At 68.7% G+C, this 21,487-nt stretch carries 1 protein-coding gene; it reads left to right on the top strand.

What is annotated here, in order from left to right; translation table 11 throughout:
• Positions 1-52 precede the first annotated feature (52 nt).
• Positions 53-21,412: an SDR family NAD(P)-dependent oxidoreductase gene (locus ACFXN1_RS31280; RefSeq protein ID WP_379463730.1), complete on the top strand. Its 21,360-nt coding sequence runs from the start codon at positions 53-55 to the stop codon at positions 21,410-21,412.
• Positions 21,413-21,487 lie beyond the last annotated feature (75 nt).

Genomic DNA, 21,487 nt, shown 5'->3' with positions numbered 1-21,487 from the left:
CGGCGACATTCGCCGACGAGTCACGCTGACCCTAGGAAGAGCTAGCACACTAATGACGAAGCCCGAAGACAATACTCAGAAGCTCGCTCAGGCATTGCGCGTCTCGCTCAAGGAGACGGAGCGGTTGCGTGCCCGCAATCGCAAGCTCGACGCGGCTCTTCGCGAACCGATCGCGATTGTGGGTATGGCCTGCCGGTACCCGGGTGGGGTCAGTTCGCCTGAGGAGCTGTGGAATCTGGTCGCGGAGGGAACGGACGCGACCTCGGAGTTCCCCGGCAATCGTGGCTGGGATATCGATCGCCTCTATGACGCGACCGGGGAGACACCGAACAGCACCTACACCCGCGAGGGCGGATTCCTGCATTCCGCAGGCGAATTCGATCCCGCGTTCTTCAACATCAGTCCCAATGAAGCCGCGCTCATGGATCCGCAGCAGTTCCTGCTGCTGGAGACCTCATGGGAGGCGTTCGAGCGGGCCGGTGTCGACCCCGGCTCGCTGAAGGGCAGCCGGACCGGCGTCTGGGTCGGCATGATGTACCACGACTATCCGGCCAATGCGAATTCGGGATCCATTGCCTCCGGCCGGGTCTCCTATGTGTTCGGCCTGGAAGGGCCGTCGGTCACCGTGGACACGGCGTGCTCGTCGTCATTGGTGGCAATGCATTCCGCGGCGGCCTCGCTGCGGTCGGGGGAGTGCGATCTGGCATTGGCCGGTGGTGTGGCCGTGATGGCGACGCCGGAGACCTTCGTGGAGTTCAGCCGTCAGCGGGGTTTGTCTCCGGATGGTCGGTGTAAGTCCTTCTCCGACACGGCCGATGGGGTCGGCTGGTCCGAGGGCGTCGGTGTTCTGGTGTTGGAGCGGCTCTCCGACGCCCAGCGCAATGGGCATCAGATTCTCGCGGTGATCGCCGGTTCGGCGGTGAATCAGGATGGCGCGTCGAATGGTCTGACCGCACCCAACGGTCCCTCGCAGCGACGGGTCATCCGTCAGGCTCTGACCAATGCGGGGGTGTCCCCGGCGGATGTGGATGTCGTCGAAGCCCACGGCACCGGTACGACTCTGGGTGATCCGATCGAAGCCCAGGCGCTGCTGGCGACGTACGGGCAGGAGCGTGACGCGGACCGGCCATTGTGGTTGGGCTCGCTGAAGTCCAATATCGGTCACGCCCAGGCCGCGGCCGGCGTGGGCGGTGTGATCAAGATGGTCATGGCGATGCGCCATGGCGTGCTGCCCAGGACCCTGCATGTGGATCAGCCCTCCACGAAGGTCGATTGGTCCGAAGGCCATGTGCGTCTGCTGACCGCGCCCGTGGCATGGCCGGAGGCGGATCGTCCGCGGCGTGCCGGTGTGTCCTCGTTCGGTATCAGCGGCACCAACGCACACGTCATCGTGGAGCAGGCCCCGGTGATCGAGCCCGTGGTGGATCAGGTGCCGGCGGTGAAGACCGTCCCGGCCGGTGGGCTGCTCCCGTGGGTGGTTTCGGCACGCACCGCCGAGGCTCTCGCCGATCAGGCTGCTCGTCTGACATCGTATGCGGCCGAACATGATCCGATCGATCTCGGTTTCTCGCTGGCATCCAGGCGTGCTGTTTTCGAGCATCGCGCAGTGGTGGTGGCCGAGCACCGCGATGGTCTCCTGGCGGGAGTCGAGGCGCTGGGCCTCTCCGAAACCACTCCCGGCGTCGTGACCGGTCGCGTGGTGGCGGGCTCGACCGGTGTGGTGTTCTCCGGTCAGGGTGCGCAGTGGGCTGGTATGGCCACTGAGCTGCGCGCCGCGTACCCGGTGTTCGCCGAGGCGTTCGACGCGATCGTCGCCGAGCTGGATCCGTTGCTGGGACAGCAGGTTTCGCTGAGCGAGGCGCTGGCGGACGCTGATCTGGTTGATCGGACGGTGTTCGCGCAGGCGGGTTTGTTCGCGTTCGAGGTGGCGTTGTTCCGTCTGCTCGAATCCTGGGGAGTGCGTGCCGATGTGGTGGCCGGTCACTCGATCGGTGAGGTCGCTGCCGCGCATGTGGCCGGAGTGTTGTCTCTGACGGATGCGTGTGTGCTGGTGGCCGCGCGCGGCCGGTTGATGCAGGCGCTTCCCGCCGGCGGGGCGATGGTCGCCGTCGGTGCGTCCGAGGCCGACGTGCTGCCGCTGCTGGTGTCCGGCGGGGTGTCGATCGCGGCGGTGAATGGCCCTGCGTCGGTGGTGCTCTCCGGTGTCGAAGGCGCGGTCGCCGCCGTTGTCGAGGCGTGTGCCGAGCGTGGTTGGCGTACACACAGGTTGCGGGTGTCGCATGCTTTCCACTCGGCCCTGATGGAGCCGATGCTGGCCGAGTTCGCCACGGCGATAGCTGGTTTGGCGTTCGCTCGTCCCACCATCCCGCTGGTGTCCACGGTCACCGGCGCGCGGATCACCGACGAGATGATCGATCCGTCGTATTGGGTCGGTCAGGTCCGCGACACCGTGCGGTTCGCCGACGCGGTTGCCGCGATGGCGAATTCGGGTGTGTCCCGGTTCGCCGAGGTCGGACCCGACGCCGTGCTGACCCCCATGATCGCTCAGACTCTCGACGACGCCGCCACGGTGGTGGCCTTGGCACGCCGGGATCGGGCCGATTCGTTCTCCGTGCTGTCCGGGGTGGCCGGGCTGTTCGTGTCCGGTGCCGACGTCGATTGGGCCGGTTTCTATGCCGGCTCCGGAGCTCAGCGAATCGACCTGCCCACCTATGCTTTCCAGCATCGGCGCTTCTGGATCGCCGCGGGCGCCGTCGGTGGCGATGCCCGGGCGATGGGCCTGGCGGCCACCGGACATCCCCTGGTCCCGGTGGTGGTGTCGCAACCGGATTCCGACGCGGTCACCCTCACCGGCCGACTGTCGGCGCAGACGCATCCATGGCTGGCCGATCACCGGGTGATGGACAGGGTGCTCTTCCCCGGCACCGGTTTGGTCGAACTTGCCTTGCAAGCCGGGGAGCAGGTCGGCTGCTCGACCCTCGAGGAGTTGGTCCTGCGGGTGCCGCTGGTGCTGCCGGAGTCGGCAGGCGTCGCGGTGCGCGTCGTGGTCGGTGCCCAGGACGCCGCAGGCCGACGCGGGGTGCGGGTCTATTCCTGCCCCGATGACGGTGTCGATGCGGTGCCGTTGTGGACATTGAACGCCGAAGGTGTACTCACATCAGGATTCGACAGCGCGCCAGCGGATTTGGCGCAGTGGCCGCCCGCCGGCGCCACCGCCGTCGATATCGACGGTGTCTACCACTCCCTCGATGCGCAGGGTTATTACTACGGTTCGGTGTTCCAGGCGCTGACCTCGGTGTGGCGGGGAACCGACGGCCTGCTCTACGCCGAGGTCGAGCTGCCGGAGCAGGCCCGTCCGGACGCCAAGCGGTTCGGCGTGCATCCGGCATTGCTCGATGCCGCCCTGCATGCCCTGCGCTTCGCCGATGGCATGCCCGCGGAGGGTGCCGGGCTGGCCTTGCCGTTCGAGTGGTCCGGTGTCGCCGTGCACGCGACCGGAGCGGGCGCGCTGCGCGTCCGGCTCACCCGCGTCGGCGAGCACGCGGTCACCCTGGATCTGGCGGACCCGACCGGTACCCCGGTGGCGACGGTGCGGCAGCTGGCTTCCCGGCCCATCGATCCCGCGCAGCTCACGGGCGGCGCATCCGCGGTCGGCAATGCGCTGTTCCGGATCGGCTGGGCGCCGATCTCGGTCGGCGAGGCCGAAGTCGGCGCGGTGTCCTGGGCGGATCTCGGTGACGAGGTTCCGGCCGCGGTCGTGCTCGATTGCCCGCAGGGCAACGACCCCGCGGACATCCACGCCGCGACCCATGCAGCTCTCGCGGTGGTTCAGTCCTGGATCGCCGATTCTCGGTTCGCCGAGTCGACGCTGGTGGTTCGGACCAGTGGAGCCGTATCGGTTGCCGGGGAGAACATTACGAACCTGGCCGGTGCTGCCGTCGGCGGCCTTGTTCGCTCCGCACAGGCGGAGAACCCGGGCCGGATCGTCCTGGTGGACACCGACTCCGCGCTCGACGGGCTGCTCGGCGGGATTCTGGCCGCGCAGGAACCACAGGTGGCCGTGCGCGCCGGGCAAGGGCACGGTGCGCGGCTGAGCCGGGCCACCGCGACGAACGCTTCGGCGACCGACCCCTTCGATCCGGACGACACCGTTCTGATCACCGGTGCGAGTGGTCTGCTCGGTGGACTGTTCGCCCGGCACCTGGTCGACACCCATGGCGTGCGTCGTCTGTTGCTGCTGAGCCGACGCGGAGAGGCTGCTCCCGGCGCCGCCGAGTTGCGCGTAGAGCTGCAGCGGCTCGGCGCAGAGGTCGAGTTCGTCGCGTGTGATGTCGCCGATCGCGACGCGCTCGCGCAGGCGATCGCGAATGTGCCTGCCGCACAACCGCTCACCGGCGTTTTCCATATGGCCGGCGTCCTCGACGACGGCGCCATCGCCTCGCTGACCCAGGCCCGGATGGATGCGGTGCTGGGACCCAAGGTCGATGCAGCGCTGCACCTGCACGAACTCACCGCCCAGCTGCCGCTGAAGGCGTTCGTGCTGTTCAGCTCGGTGGCCGGTGCGTTCGGCAATGCCGGACAGGGCAACTATGCCGCGGCCAATGCGTGCCTGGATGCGCTCGCGGCACTCCGCAGGGCCTCGGGCAGCCACGGGCAGTCGCTGGCCTGGGGTCTGTGGGACGGGGGCATGGCCGGGCAGCTCAGCGACGCTGACCTGCACCGCATTTCGCGTTCGGGCCTGCTGCCGCTGTCGGAGGACCAGGGCCTGGCGCTGTTCGACGCCGCCACCGCGAGCGACGTGACCGCCCCCATCCTCGCCCGCCTGGACCTGGACAACCTGCGTGGCGCCGAATTCGCCGTGCCCGCACTGTTTTCCGGCTTGATCCCGGCTCGCCGCCGAGCGGCCTCGGGTGCGGCGACGCCCTTGCGTGCTCGGCTGGCCAACACTCCCGACAGCGAGCGTTTCGGTGTGCTCGTGGAGATCGTGCGCGGTCAGGTCGCGGCGATCCTCGGTCATCAGAACACGAACGCGATCGCGGCGGACAAGGCCTTCGGCGAGCTGGGCTTCGACTCGATCACCGCTGTCGAGTTCCGCAACGCCCTCAAAGCCCTCACCGGCCTATCGCTGCCCGCGACACTGGTATTCGACTACCCGACACCGCAGGCGCTCGCGAAATATCTGGCCGATGAATTCACCGGCACCGGCCGGGAGGCCGAGGTGACCGCCAGCGCGGCCGTCGACGACGAGCCGATTGCGGTGGTAGCGATGAGCTGCCGCTATCCGGGCGGCGTCGCCTCGCCCGAAGACCTGTGGAATCTTGTCACCTCCGGCATCGATGCCACCGGCGAGATGCCGACGGATCGTGGCTGGGACATCGAGGGCATCTACGACCCAGAACCCGGTCACGCGGGCAAGACGTACACCCGTCAGGGCGGATTCCTGTACTCCGCAGCGGAATTCGACGCGGAATTCTTCGGGATCAGCCCCAACGAAGCCGCGATGATGGATCCGCAGCAGCGCTTGCTGCTGGAGGTCTCGTGGGAGGCGCTGGAACGCGGCGGTGTGGACCCGGCGATACTGCGCGGCAGCTCGACCGGTGTCTTCACCGGCATGATGTACCACGACTACGCCCAGGGAACCGGGAACAACGCAACCGGGAGCTTGGTCTCGGGCCGGGTCTCGTATGTGTTCGGCCTCGAAGGCCCCGCGGTCACCGTGGACACGGCGTGTTCGTCCTCGCTCGTGGCCATGCATCTGGCCGCGCAGTCGCTGCGGTCGGGGGAGTGCGACCTGGCGCTGGCCGGTGGTGTGGCGGTGATGGCCACCCCGGAGACCTTCGTGGAGTTCAGCCGTCAGCGGGGCTTGTCCCCGGATGGTCGGTGTAAGTCCTTCTCCGACACCGCCGATGGGGTCGGTTGGTCCGAAGGTGCCGGTGTGCTGGTGCTGGAGCGCCTGTCCGACGCCCGCCGCAACGGTCATCAGGTGCTCGCGGTGATCGCTGGTTCGGCGGTGAATCAGGATGGCGCGTCGAATGGATTGACCGCGCCCAACGGTCCCTCGCAGCGGCGGGTGATTCGCCAAGCCCTGGCGAATGCCGGTGTCTCGGCGGTCGAGGTGGATGTGGTGGAGGCCCACGGCACCGGTACGACGCTGGGTGATCCGATCGAAGCCCAAGCGCTGCTGGCCACTTACGGCCAGGATCGTGATGCGGATCGTCCGCTGTGGCTGGGGTCGTTGAAGTCCAATATCGGTCACGCCCAGGCCGCGGCGGGTGTCGGTGGCGTGATCAAGATGGTGATGGCGATGCAGCACGGGGTCCTACCCCGAACGCTGCACGCTGATCAGCCCAGCACGAAGGTCGATTGGTCCGAGGGCCATGTGCGGTTGTTGACCGAGGCGGTGGCGTGGCCGGAGGTGGATCGTCCGCGTCGTGCAGGTGTGTCGTCCTTCGGTATCAGCGGCACCAACGCTCACCTCATCGTCGAGCAGGCCCCGGTAGCTCCCGTGGTGGAGTCGGTGCCGGTGGTCGAGACCGTTCCGGCGACGCTGCCGTGGGTGGTTTCGGCGCGCGGCGGTGACGCTCTCGCCGGCCAGGCTGCTCGCTTGGCATCGTCTGTGGGCGAACACGATCCGGTCGATATCGGTTTCTCGCTGGCGTCCACGCGTACTGTGCTCGAGCATCGTGCTGTCGTCGTGGCCGAGGGGCGTGAAGGTCTCCTCGCGGGACTACGGTCGTTGGCCGCCGGTGTGCAGGCACCCGGCGTGGTGACCGGTCGCCCGGTGTCGGGTTCGACCGGTGTGGTGTTCTCGGGTCAGGGTGCGCAATGGGCCGGTATGGCAATCGAACTGCGTGCGTCGTACCCAGTATTCGCCGAGGCGTTCGATGCGATCGTTGCCGAGCTGGATCCGTTGCTGGGGCAGTCGGTTTCGTTGAGCGAGGCGTTGGCCGACAGTGATCTGGTCAACCAGACCGTGTTCGCGCAGGCGGGTTTGTTCGCGTTCGAGGCGGCGTTGTTCAGGCTGCTCGAATCCTGGGGCGTGCGTGCGGATGTGGTGGCTGGTCATTCGATCGGTGAGGTCGCTGCCGCGCATGTGGCCGGGGTGATGTCCCTGACCGATGCGTGTGTGCTGGTCGCGGCGCGTGGCAGGTTGATGCAGGCATTGCCCACCGGTGGGGCGATGGTCGCGGTCGGCGCGTCGGAGGCCGATGTGCTGCCGCTGCTGGTGGCCGGTGGGGTGTCGATAGCGGCGGTCAACGGCCCTGCGTCGGTGGTGTTGTCCGGTATCGAAGACGACGTCGTGGCTGTTGCCGATCGTTGCGCCGAGCAGGGTTGGCGGACCCACCGGCTGCGTGTCTCGCACGCTTTCCACTCGGTTCTGATGGAGCCGATGCTGGCCGAATTCGCCACGGTGATCGAGGGTTTGGCGTTCGCCCGTCCGAGCATCCCGCTGGTGTCGACCGTAACCGGCGCTCGGATCGTCGACGAGATGTGTGATCCGTCGTACTGGGTGGGTCAGGTCCGGGAGTCGGTGCGCTTCGCGGATGCCGTTGTGGCGATGGCTGATTCGGGTGTGTCCAGGTTCGCCGAGGTCGGTCCCGATGCGGTACTGACCCCGATGATCGCCCAGATCCTCGAGGACGGCGCGGCCGCCGCGGTCGCGTTGGCGCGTCGCGATCGGGCCGATGCGCCGACACTGCTGGCCGGAGTGGCCGGGTTGTTCGTCACCGGCGCCCAGGTCGATTGGGCCGCTCTGTATGCCGGTTCCGCGGCTCGGCGAATCGACCTGCCCACCTACGCTTTCCAGCGTCGGCGCTATTGGATGGCCCCGATGTCCACCGGTAGTGGCGACGCCCGGGCGATGGGTTTCGTAGCCAGCGGGCATCCGCTGGTTTCGGCCGTGGTCTCGCAGCCGGATTCCGAGGTGGTCACGCTCAGTGGTCGTTTGTCGGCGCAGACCCAGCCATGGCTGGCCGATCACAAGGTCATGGACACTGTCCTGTTGCCCGGTACCGGACTGGTCGAACTCGCCCTGCAGGCCGGAGAACACGTCGACTGCCCGACCTTGGACGAGCTGATCCTGCAAGCGCCGCTGGTACTTCCGGAGTCGGCCGGGGTCGCGGTGCGCGTGGTGGTCGCCGCCCCGGACGGCGCGGGTCGTCGCGGTGTGCGGATCTTCTCGTGCCCCGACAGTGGCGTCGATTCCGCGTCGTCGTGGACGCTGAACGCCGAAGGTGTGCTCGCGCCGGACGAGGTGGTGGCGGATTTCGATCTTGCCGCGTGGCCTCCGGCCGGTGCGCAGCCGATGGATATCGACGGCGTCTACGACGAGCTGTTCGATCTCGGATACGGCTACGGCCCCTTGTTCCAGGGCTTGCAGGCCGCATGGCAGCGTGATGGAGAACTGTTCGCCGAGGTCGCGCTACCGGATCCGCAGGGAGCCAACGGTTTCGGCATCCATCCCGCATTGTTCGACGCCGCTCTGCACGCCGGAATCGTGCACGGTCGTCGCAGCGGCGGCGGTGATGCGCCGGTGCTGCCCTTCACCTGGAATCGGGTGGCGCTGCACGCGGTCGGCGCTGCCGCGGTGCGGGTGCGTATCGCGGTGCAGGACAACAGGTTCGCCGTCCAGCTTGCCGATGAACAAGGGCAACCGGTGTTGTCGGTGGACGCGCTGGTTTCCCGGCCGGTGTCGGCCGAGCGACTCGGCGGCCGGCGCGCGTCGGAAGCCCTGTTCGGTATCGAGTGGGTCGCCGCCGGGTTGTCGGACGGGGTGACGGTCGAGCCGGATCGGCTGGCGCTCCTCGGTTCTGATCAGGGCGCTGACGGGGTGCCCGGCCACCGTGATCTCGCGGCATTGATCACCGATCTGGATGCGAACCCCGATGCAGTTGTCCCTGAGATCGTCCTGCTGGACTGCCCCCGTGGGGACGGCCCCGAGCCGGAGGCCGCCCGGCAGGTTGTCACCGGTGTCCTGGATACCGTTCAGCGGTGGCTGGCCGAATCCCGTTTCGCCGGTTCCCGTTTGGTGGTGCTCACCAGACAGGCAGTGACCGTCGCCGATGTGGAACAGGTGCGCCTGGATCAGGCCCCGGTGTGGGGGCTGGTGCGGGCAGCGCAGGCGGAACACCCGGGTCGTTTCCAGCTTCTCGATCTGGATGACGACGGTGAGCCGTTCGCTGCCGCAACCGCGGTCGCCGCTGTCGCGTCGGAACCCGAGGTCGCCCTCCGGGGCACGAGCGTGCTCGTGCCGCGTTTGAGCCGCCACGCATCGGGCACGATTGTTCGATCGGCAGCGCCCGGCACGGTGCTGATCACCGGCGGCACCGGTGGCCTCGGTGCGGTGATCGCCCGGCATCTGGTGACCGAACACGGTGTGCGCCAACTGCTTCTGACCGGTCGTCGTGGCCCGGATGCGCCAGGCGCCACCGAACTTCGGGACGAACTCGTCGAGCTCGGCGCCGAGGTCACCATCGCCGCGTGCGACGTGTCCGATCGAGACGCGCTGGCCGCCCTGCTCGACACCATCTCCGGCCAGCACCCCCTGGCCGGGGTGATCCACGCGGCCGGAACCGCCGACAACGGCCTGATCGAATCGATCACGCCCGCCCGCATCGAGCAGGTGTTCCGGCCCAAGGTCGACGCCGCCTGGCATCTGCACGAACTCACCCGCGACCGGTCGCTGGAGTTGTTCGTGCTGGTGTCGTCGGCCGGTGGCCTGGTGCTGGCCGCCGGCCAAGCGAACTACGCCGCCGCGAATGTCTTCCTGGACGCCCTCGCGGCCCACCGCCGCGGCCTGGGATTGCCCGCGACATCCATCGATTACGGGTTGTGGGCGCGGTCCACCGCGCTCGGTGCCGAGCTGTCCGAGAGCGACCTCGACCGGATGCGGCGGCAGGGCTACCCGCCGTTGACCGAGTCCGAGGGCCTGGCACTGTTCGACTCGGCGATCGCCACCGACCAGGCCCAACTGGTCGCGCTGCGAGTCGATCCGGCCATCCTGCGCATCCAGGGCGAGCGGATCCCGGCGCTCCTCCGTTCGGTCGTCCCGACGCCCGTGCGCCGCCAGACTCGCACCGCGGCAGGTCAGGCCTTCCTACGGAAGCTGGCCGGTCTCTCCGACAGCGATCGCGACAGCGCGCTGCTCGAACTCGTCCGGTCCACTGCCGCAGACATTCTCGGGCACGCCTCCATGGCGGCTGTCGAACCCCAGCAGGCTTTCCAGCAGCTCGGTTTCGACTCGCTGAGCGCTGTCGAGTTCCGCAACAAACTCAATACCGCGACCGGTCTGCAACTACCGGCGACCCTCGTCTTCGACTACCCCAATCCGCAGGTCGTCGCGGAGTTCATCGGTTCGCAACTCACCGGCACCGGAGCCGTCGACGAGCTCGCGACCAGTCGTGTCCGAGCCGACGACGAGCCGATTGCCGTGGTGGCGATGGGATGTCGCTATCCGGGTGGCGTCATGTCGCCGGAGGATCTGTGGAGCCTCGTCGTATCGGGTGCCGACACCACCGGTGAGTTGCCGGTGGATCGTGGCTGGGACATCGACGGGATCTACGACCCCGAACCCGGCAAGGTAGGCAGGACCTACACGCGCCGGGGCGGATTCCTGTACTCCGCAGCGGAATTCGATGCGGAGTTCTTCGGGATCAGCCCCAATGAAGCCACGATGATGGACCCCCAGCAGCGATTGCTGCTGGAGGTCTCGTGGGAGGCATTGGAACGCGCCGGGGTGGATCCGGCGGTGCTGCGCGGCAGTTCCACCGGTGTGTTCACCGGCGTGATGTACCACGACTACGCCCAGGGAACCGGGACCGGAGCCAGCACCGGCGGCAGTCTGGTCTCGGGCCGGATCGCTTACACACTGGGATTGGAGGGCCCGGCCGTCTCGGTGGACACGGCGTGTTCGTCGTCGCTGGTGGCACTGCATCTGGCCTCGCAGTCGCTGCGGTCGGGGGAGTGCGATCTCGCATTGGCCGGTGGTGTCGCCGTGATGGCCACCCCGGACATGTTCCTCGAGTTCAGTCGTCAGCGCGGGCTCGCACCGGATGGACGATGCAAGTCCTTCGCCGACGCCGCCGACGGCGTCGCCTGGTCCGAGGGCGCCGGAATGCTGGTGCTGGAACGACTCTCCGACGCCCGGCGCAACGGCCACCAGATTCTCGCCGTGATCGCCGGTTCGGCGGTGAACCAGGATGGCGCGTCGAATGGTCTGACCGCACCCAACGGTCCCTCGCAGCGGCGGGTCATCCGCCAAGCGCTGGCCAATGCCCGCGTGACTTCGGCCGACGTGGATGTGGTCGAAGCTCATGGCACGGGAACGACTTTGGGCGATCCGATCGAAGCCCAGGCGCTACTCGCGACCTACGGCCAGGATCGTGATGCGGATCGTCCGCTGTGGTTGGGTTCGTTGAAGTCCAACATCGGTCACGCTCAGGCCGCGGCCGGTGTGGGTGGTGTCATCAAGATGGTCATGGCGATGCGCCATGGCCTGCTGCCGCGAACACTGCACGTGGACCAGCCCAGCACCAAAGTCGATTGGAGCGAAGGCCACATCCGGCTGCTGACCGAGGCCGTCGCGTGGCCGGACGTTGATCGTCCGCGTCGTGCCGGTGTGTCCTCCTTCGGTATCAGCGGCACCAACGCCCACCTCATCGTCGAACAGGCTCCGGCAGCGGCCCCGGCTCCGGTGGCCAAGACCGCCCCGGCCGGTGCAGTGCTGCCGTGGGTGCTCTCGGCACGTACCGACGAGGCTCTTGCCGAGCAGGCTGCCCGCCTGACGTCCCACACCGACGACCACGATCACGACCCGATCGACATCGGCTTCTCGCTCGCGGCTTCGAGAGTGCTGTTCGACCATCGCGCCGTGGTGTTGTCCCCCGAGCACGACGGCCTGCGGGCCGGCACTCGAGCGCTGGGGCGCGGCGAAACGGCTCCGGGTGTGGTGTCCGGTCGCGTGATGCCGGGCTCGACCGGTGTGGTGTTCTCGGGTCAGGGTGCGCAGTGGGCCGGTATGGCTACCGAACTGCGCGCGGCGTACCCGGTGTTCGCCGAGGCGTTCGACGCGATCGTCGCCGAACTGGAACCGCTGCTGGGGCAGCGGGTTTCGCTGAGTGAAGCCTTGACCCGTGCTGAGCTCGTGGACCAGACGGTGTTCGCCCAGGCGGGTTTGTTCGCGTTCGAGGTGGCGCTGTTCCGGCTGCTCGAATCCTGGGGCGTGCGTACCGATGTCGTGGCCGGTCACTCGATCGGGGAAGTGGCAGCTGCCCATGTCGCGGGTGTGCTGTCTCTGACGGATGCGTGTGTGCTGGTGGCCGCGCGCGGCCGGTTGATGCAGGCATTGCCCACTGGTGGGGCCATGGTCGCTGTCGGTGCCTCCGAGACCGACGTTCGGGCGCTGCTGGCGGCCGGTGACGTGCCCGCCGGTGAGGTGTCGATCGCGGCGGTCAACGGCCCGTCGTCGGTGGTGCTCTCCGGCGTGGAAGCTGCTGTCGTGGCTGTCGGTGAGCGGTGTGCCGAGCAGGGTTGGCGGACGCACCGGTTGCGGGTCTCGCATGCTTTCCATTCGGTTCTGATGGAGCCGATGCTGGCCGAGTTCGCTTCGGCGATCGAGGGTTTGGCGTTCGTCCGCCCGAGCATCCCGTTGGTGTCGACGGTGACCGGTGCCCGGATCGGTGACGAGATGTCGGATCCGTCGTACTGGGTCGGTCAGGTCCGTGACACCGTGCGCTTCGCCGACGCGGTCACCGCGATGGTGGGTATGGGTGTGTCCAGATTCGCCGAGGTCGGTCCCGATGCGGTACTGACCCCGATGGTCGCCCAGACTCTCGATGACGGTGCTGCCGCGGTGGTGGCGTTGGCGCGTCGTGGTCACGCGGATCCGTCGGCCGTGCTGGCTGGAGTGGCCGGGCTGTTCGTGACCGGCGCTCACGTCGACTGGGCCGGCCTCTACGTCGGCACCGGTGCCGGGCGAATCGACTTGCCCACCTACGCTTTCCAGCGCAGCCGCTACTGGATGCTCGACGGCTCCGCCGCCGGCGGTGACGCCCGGGCCATGGGTCTCGCCGCCACCGGACACCCCCTGGCCTCGGTGGTCGTGTCCCAACCGGATTCCGACGCGATGACCCTCACCGGCCGGCTGTCGGTGCAGGCACACCCCTGGCTCGCCGACCACACGGTCATGGACACCGTACTGTTCCCCGGTACCGGGCTGGTCGAACTCGCCCTGCACGCCGGCGAACACGTGGGCTGCTCGACCCTCGAGGAACTGGTCCTCCAGGTCCCGCTGGCACTCCCGGAGTCCGCGGGACTCGCGGTGCGGGTGGTGGCCGGTGCTCCGGACGAGACCGGCCGTCGCGCGGTGCGGATCTTCTCCCGCCCCGAGGACGGTGTCGATGCCGCGCCGGCGTGGACCTTGCACGCCGAGGGTGTGCTCACAGCCGGAATCGGCAGTGCGCCTGCCGATCTGGTGCAATGGCCGCCGGTCGGTGCGGTCGCTGTGGACATCGACGGTGCGTACGACTCGCTCGATGCGCAGGGCTATCACTACGGACCGGTGTTCCAGGCACTGAAGTCGGTGTGGCGCGCCGCGGACGGGCTGCTCTACGCCGAGGTCGAACTGCCCGAGGCGGCCCGCGCCGAGGCGGAGCGGTTCGGTCTGCATCCGGCGCTGCTGGATGCGGCGTTGCACGCGTTGCGTTTTGCCGAGGACACATCGGCGGAGGGCGCCGGGCTGGCGCTGCCGTTCGAGTGGTCCGGTGTCACCGTGCACGCGGCCGGCGCCGACGCCCTGCGTGTCCGGCTCACCCGTGCCGGTGAGCACGGCGTTGCCATCGATCTGGCGGACTCGACCGGTGCTCCGGTGGCCACTGTGCGGCACTTGGCCTCCCGGCCGATCGATCCCGCGCAGCTGACCACGGGCGCTTCCGTCGTCGGCAATGGGCTGTTCCAGATCGACTGGACACCGATCACGGTGCGTCCTGCCGAGGTCACCGCGGTAGTGTGGCCGGATCTCGGTCAGCAGGTCCCGCCGGTGGTCGTGCTGGAGTGCCCCACGGGCAACGATCTCGCCGCCATTCATGCTGCGACGCACGACGTTCTGGAGATCCTCCAGTTCTGGATCGCAGACCGGCGATTCAGCGAATCGGTGCTGGTGGTTCGAACCAGCGGCGCGGTTTCGGTTGCCGGGGAGGACATTACGAACCTGGCCGGTGCCGCCGTGGGTGGTCTGGTCCGCTCCGCGCAGGCCGAGAACCCCGGCCGGATCGTGTTGATCGACAGCGACTCCGCACTCGACGAGCTGCTCGGCGGCCTCGTGGCCGCGGCCGAACCGCAGGTGGCCGTGCGTGACGGGCAGGTGCACATCGCGCGGTTGGGCCGAGCGGCCGCCACCGGGGCGACCGTCGCTCCCGCCTTCGATCCGGACGACACCGTTCTGATCACCGGCGCGGGCGGGTTGCTCGCCGGGATGTTCGCCCGGCATCTGGTCGCCGCCCGCGGCGTCCGTCGCCTGCTGTTGCTGAGCAGGCGCGGCGAATCCGCGCCCGGTGCTGCGGAACTGGGCGCAGAGCTGCGGCAGCTGGGTGCCGAGGTCGAGTTCGCCGCGTGCGATGTCGCCGATCGTGGCGCCCTCGCCGAGGTGCTGGCAGGCGTGCCCGCCGATCGTCCGCTCACCGGCGTGTTCCACATGGCCGGTGTCCTCGACGACGGTGCGATCGCCTCGCTGACCCCGGCACGCATGGATACGGTGCTGGGGCCCAAGGTCGATGCCGCGCTGCATCTGCACGAACTCACCGCCGGACTGTCATTGCAGGCGTTCGTGCTGTTCAGCTCGGTCGCCGGTGCCTTCGGCAACCCCGGCCAGGGCAACTACGCCGCGGCCAATGCATGCCTGGATGCGCTGGCGGCACACCGCCGGGCTTCGGGTGGCCGCGGTAGTTCCCTGGCCTGGGGCCTGTGGGACGGTGGCATGGCGGGGCAACTCAGTGACGTTGACCGTCAACGCCTTTCGCGTTCGGGCATGCTGCCGCTGTCGGAGGAACAGGGCCTCGCACTGTTCGATGCCGCTCTCGAGATCGACGCGGCGGCTCCGGTCCTTGCCCGTCTCGATTTCGAGAGCATCCGCAGCGCGGGTACCGCTGCGCCGACGCTCTTCGCGGGCCTGATCCCGGCTCGCCGCAAAGCGGCTTCGGGCGCCTTCACGGCGCTGCGGGCTCGGCTGGCGAACACTCCCGAGAGCGAACGTTTCGATGTGCTCGTGGAGATCGTGCGTGCGCAGGTCGCCACGATTCTCGGTCATCAGACCGTGAACGCGGTCGCGGCGGACAAGGCCTTCGGCGAGTTGGGCTTCGATTCGATCACCGCTATCGAGTTCCGCAACACTCTCAAAGCCGTCACGGGGTTGCAGTTGCCCGCGACCTTGGTGTTCGACTACCCGACACCTCAGGCCCTGGCGAAATATCTGGCCGACGAGTTCGCCGGCATCAGCCGCGATGTCGAGGTGACCGCCAGCAGAGCCGTCGACACGGACCCGATCGCCGTCGTCGGAATGGCCTGCCGCTACCCCGGGGGCGTCACGTCCCCCGAGGAACTGTGGGAACTGGTCCGGGTCGGCGGGGATGCGGTGTCGACCCTCCCGACCGATCGAGGCTGGGACATCACCGGCATCTACGATCCGGAACCGGGCCGCGCGGGCAAGTCCTACACCCGGGAAGGCGGATTCCTGCACACCGCTGCGGAATTCGACGCGGACTTCTTCGGCATCGGCCCCAACGAAGCCACGATGATGGATCCGCAACAGCGCCAACTCCTGGAAACGACCTGGGAGGCGCTGGAACGCGCCGGTGTGGATCCGGCGGTGCTGCGCGGCAGCTCGACCGGTGTGTTCACCGGCGTGATGTACCACGACTACGCCCAGGGCAGCGGGAACAGCGCGACCGGCAGTCTCGTCTCCGGTCGCATCGCCTACACCCTGGGATTGGAGGGCCCGGCCGTCTCGGTCGACACGGCCTGCTCGTCGTCCCTGGTGGCCATGCATCTGGCCGCGCAGTCGCTGCGGTCGGGTGAATGCGACCTGGCACTGGCCGGTGGTGTCGCGGTGATGGCCACCCCGGAGACCTTCGTGGAGTTCAGCCGTCAGCGCGGGCTCGCACCCGATGGACGGTGTAAGTCCTTCTCCGACACAGCCGATGGTGTCGGGTGGTCGGAGGGCGCCGGAATGCTGGTGCTGGAACGACTCTCCGACGCCCAGCGCAAGGGTCACCAGGTGCTCGCGGTGCTCGCTGGTTCGGCGGTGAATCAGGATGGCGCGTCGAATGGTCTGACCGCACCGAATGGTCCGTCTCAGCGCCGGGTGATTCGCCAAGCACTGGCCAACGCCGGGATCTCGCCGGTCGAGGTCGATGTGGTGGAAGCCCACGGCACCGGTACGACGTTGGGCGATCCCATTGAAGCACAAGCGCTTCTGGCCACCTACGGCCAGGACCGTGCGGCTGATCGTCCGCTGTGGCTGGGGTCGTTGAAGTCCAACATCGGTCACGCTCAGGCTGCGGCCGGTGTGGGTGGCGTGATCAAGATGGTGATGGCCATGCGCCACGGCGTGCTGCCCAAGACGCTGCACGTCGATGCACCCAGCACCAAAGTCGATTGGAGCGAAGGCCATATCCGGTTGCTGACCGAGGCGGTGGCGTGGCCGGAGGTGGATCGTCCGCGTCGTGCGGGTGTGTCCTCGTTCGGTATCAGTGGCACGAATGCCCACGTCATCGTCGAGCAGGCCCCGGTGGTGGATCAGGCGCCGGTGACGACGACTGTCCGCGCTGAGGGACTGCTGCCCTGGGTGGTTTCGGCACGAAGTGGCGAGGCGCTCGGCGGTCAGGCTGCTCGCCTGGCGTCCCATGTGGGTGATCGCGACCTGAATCCGGCGGATGTAGGCTTCTCCCTGGCGTCCACGCGTGCTGTTTTCGAGCATCGCGCGGTTGTGGTCGCCGACAGTCATGGCCTGCTCACGGGCGTGCGATCCTTGGCTGCCGGTGAGCAGGCCCCCGGTGTGGTGACCGGCCGCGTGACGTCGGGTTCGACGGGTCTGGTGTTCTCGGGTCAGGGTGCGCAGTGGGCCGGTATGGCCACTGAGCTGCGCGCCGCGTACCCGGTGTTCGCCGAGGCATTCGGCGCGATCGTCACCGAGCTGGATCCGCTCCTGGGGCAGCCTGTTTCGCTGAGCGAGGCGCTGGCGGACGCTGATCTGGTCGACCAGACGGTGTTTGCGCAGGCGGGCCTGTTCGCGTTCGAGGTGGCGTTGTTCAGGCTGCTCGAATCCTGGGGAGTCCGTGCGGATGTGGTGGCCGGTCATTCGATCGGTGAGGTGGCTGCCGCGCATGTGGCCGGGGTGCTGTCCCTGACCGATGCGTGTGTATTGGTGGCTGCCCGTGGCCGGTTGATGCAGGCGCTTCCCGCTGGCGGAGCGATGGTGGCGGTCGGTGCGTCCGAGGCCGACGTGCTGCCGTTGCTGGCCGGTGAGGTGTCGATCGCCGCGGTGAATGGCCCTGCCTCGGTGGTGCTTTCCGGTATCGAGGACGATGTCGTGGCCGTCGCCCACCGTTGTGCCGGAAAGGGCTGGCGCACGCACAGGTTGCGTGTTTCCCATGCCTTCCATTCGGCGTCGATGGAGCCGATGCTGGCCGAGTTCGCCACAGCGATACAAGGTTTGGCGTTCACCCGCCCCCGCATCCCGCTGGTGTCGACGGTGACCGGTGCACGGGTGACCGACGAGATGTCGGATCCGTCGTATTGGGTGCGTCAGGTCCGGGAGACCGTCCGGTTCGCCGACGCGGTCGCCGCGGCCGCCGAGCTCGGCGTGTCCAGGTTCGCCGAGGTCGGTCCCGATGCGGTGCTGACCCCGATGATCGCCCAAACTCTCGACACCGCAACCACAATCGCCCTCACCAGACGAGACAACACGACTCCCGTGACCCTGCTGACGGGCCTCGCCCGCCTGCACGTCACCGGTGCGACGGTGGATTGGACCCGCTACTACGCCGGAGTCGGTGGCACGAAGACCGACCTCCCGACCTACAGCTTCCAGCACCGCCGCTTCTGGGCCACCGGCCCACTGCACACCGGCGAGGCGCACGCGCTCGGCCTGCGGTCCACCGAGCACCCCATGCTCGGCGCGATGGTGGCACAGCCGGAGAGCGGCGGTGTCAGGTTCACCGGCCGCCTGTCCACGGCCACCCATCCCTGGTTGGCCGATCATGACGTGCTCGGCACGGTGCTGCTCCCCGGCACCGGATTCGTCGAGCTCGCCGTGCACGCCGGAGACCAGGTCGACTGCCCGGAACTCGAGGAACTCACACTGCTGGCCCCGCTGGTGTTGCACGGCCATGGCGGAGTGCAGATCCAGGTGATCGTCGGCGACAGCGACGAGACCGGTCGCCGAGGGCTCGACATCTACTCGCGCAAGGACGAGGACGATCCGTCGCTCACGTGGACCCACCACGCGCACGGCACGGTGAGCCCGGGCCAGGAGGCCGGCGACGACGGCTGGGCCGATTTCGTGCAGTGGCCACCGGCCGGTGCCACCGCCGTGCCGTTGGACGGGGCCTACGACGAACTCGCGGAGAACGGGTACCGCTACGGGCCCGCCTTCCAAGGGCTGTCGGCCCTGTGGCGTCGCGGGGAGGATCTCTTCGCCGAAGTCGCTCTCCCCGAGCAGGCCTCGGCCCAGGGCTATGGTGTGCATCCCGCGCTGCTCGACTCGGCCATGCACGCACTGTCCTTCGGCCTTCCCGAGGGCGTGGACGAGCAGGCCGAGCGGCCGACCCTGGTGCCGTTCGCGTGGTCTTCGGTGCGTGTGCACGCGGTCGGCGCCCGCCGGGTGCGGGTCCGGTTGACCTGGCGGAATCAGGGAGAAGTCACCCTGGCGATGGCCGATTCCGGTGGTGCGCCACTGCTTTCGGTACGGTCGCTCGCCCTGCGCCCGCTGTCGGTCGAACTGCTCTCGGGGGCGGCCCGGTCCTCGCAGGACGCGCTGTACGAGCTCACCTGGCGGCCCGGTCCGGAACTGCGTCCGGCGGCGGGAGTCTCGTGGGCCGAATGGGGCGCGGCGGAGCCGGCGTCGGCCCTGCTCTTCCGGCCCCCGGTCGACGGCGACGACGTGCCGGTCCGGTTGCGGGCGGCGCTGCACCGCACGCTCGGCGTCATCCAGCAGTTCCTGAGCGAAGAGCGGTACGCCGCAACCACTTTGGCTGTCATCACCGACTCCGAGGCCGACCCGGCCGCGGCCGCGGTGTGGGGTCTGGTGCGCGCGGCGCAGGCGGAGAACCCCGGGCGGATCGTGCTCGTCGAGGCGCGTGCGGAGATAGCGGCGGATCACCTTGTCGGCGCGGCGATCTCGGGTGAGCCGGAACTGGCTGTCGACGCCGACGGGGCGCGGGTGCCACGCCTGGTTCGCGCCGCGTCGCCCGACCCGGAGCCGCAGGCACCGTGGGATCCCGAACGGACGGTGCTGATTACCGGTGGTACCGGCGGGATCGGCCGCCACATCGCCGAGCATCTGGTGACCGAACACGGTGTGCGGAACCTGCTGCTGGCCGGTCGTCGCGGACTGGACGCCGTCGCGGATCTGATCGCGGAACTCGGCGCTCTCGGCGCCCGGGTCCGCGTGGCCGCTTGCGATGTCACCGACCGGAATGCCTTGCGGGACCTGCTCGCTTCGATACCCGCGGAGCATCCGCTCGGTGCGGTCGTGCACGTGGCGGGCGTCGCCCACAACGGTCTGGTCGACACCTTGACGCCCGAGCAGATCGACTACTGCCTCGGTGCCAAGGCCGACGCCGCGTGGTATCTGCACGAACTCACCCGCGACGCCGGACTGTCCGCATTCGTGATGATCTCCTCGGTGGCAGGTTCGATCCTGCCTGCCGGGCAGGGCGGTTACGCGGCGGCCAACGTGTTCCTCGACGCCCTCGCCACCTTCCGGCACGCCGAGGGCCTACCGGCCACCTCGCTCGCCTACGGCCTGTGGGACATCGAAACCGGCCTGTCGCAATGGCTCAGCCAGGCCGACCGGCTGCGCATGCGTCGCCAGGGCATGCCGCCGCTGGCCGCGGACAAGGCCCTCGAATTGTTCGACGCGGCCGTGTCCACGACGCGTCCGGTGCACGTGCCGGTCGAGATCGACCTGGCCGCGTTGCGCGCCCGGGACGCGGTGCCCGCACTGCTCGGCGACCTGGCCAAGCGGGCCGGGCGTCGGCACAGCAGCGGAACCCAGGACGCGGGAGCGCTGCGCAGGCAGCTGACACGGCTCTCGGAGTCCGAGCAGGAACAGTGGCTCCGGACCCACATCCTCGAGAACGCCGCCAGGCTGCTCGGGCACGAGAGCGCCGACGCGCTCGACCCCGAGCGCGACTTCCTCGAGGCCGGGTTCGACTCACTGGCCGCCATGGAGTTGCGGACCACGCTGAATGCCTCCACCGGCCTGACCCTGCCGACCGCCGCGATCTTCGATCACAAAACGCCTGCGGCACTGGCCCGATACCTGCGGAAGGAGCTCACCACAGCCACCCGAGACGACAGCGAGCGGGTGAGCGAGGACGACTCGCTGTACGGAATGTTCCGTGGCGCAGTGGAATCCGGGCGAGTCGGCACCGGCTTCGCCCTGTTGAATCTGGCGGCGGAGCTGCGCGAGCAGTTCGCGTCGGCGTCCGAGCTGGATCGGCTACCGGTGCCGGCGCGAGTCGCGGCGGGTTCGGCGCTGCCGCGGATCATCTGCCTCACACCGCCACTGGCCACCGGCGGCGCGCATCAGTACGCCAGGATCGCCTCGCACCTGCGCACTGCCCGTGAGGTCGTGGCGCTGTCGCCGATCGGCTGCCGGACGGGAGAACCCCTGCCGCCGACGCCGACGGCGGCCTTGCAGGCCCTGGCGCGCAGCGTTCTCGAAGCGGCGCAAGGAGATCCGTTCGTGCTGCTCGGGTACTCCTCGGGCGGCCTGCTGGCCTACCTCCTCACCGAGCACCTGGAGGCGGTGGGCGGACCCGCCCCCGCGGGCGTGGTCATGCTCGACACCTACCGGGTGGACGATGGCGGCGGCGAATGGCTGCTGCGAGCGATGGCCGAGCACATGGTGTCCAACGAGGCGACATTCGGCCGCTTCGACCAGGCCCGCTTGTCCGGTATGGGTTGGTATGTCCGGCTGCTCCAGGAGATGGCGCCCGGTCCCGTTGTCACGCCGGCCTTGTTCGTCCAGTGCGCCCAGTCATTCCTGGGAAGTTCGGCGGAGCGCGCGGACTGGCAGGCCCAGCCCTGGGACGCAACGCATTTCGTCGTGCCGGTCCAGGCCGATCACTTCACGATCCTGGAGGACGGCTCGGCGGATGCCGCGGACGTGATCGAGGGCTGGCTCGCCGGTTAGGGGCGACGACCGGGTGAGCCCAGGCTCACCCGGTCGTTCTCGCCTGGGTCCGGTGTCGAAGTCGGCGAGTGTGAG

The organism is Nocardia sp. NPDC059154 (genome assembly GCF_042755705.1).
Classification (GTDB): Bacteria; Actinomycetota; Actinomycetes; order Mycobacteriales; family Mycobacteriaceae; genus Nocardia.
This window is presented reverse-complemented; position numbering and strand designations above follow the sequence as displayed.

Bases quoted from the DNA above. Each gene is read 5' to 3' on its own strand.
- ACFXN1_RS31280 (WP_379463730.1), top strand. From the start codon at position 53: ATGACGAAGCCCGAAGACAATACTCAGAAGCTCGCTCAGGCATTGCGC.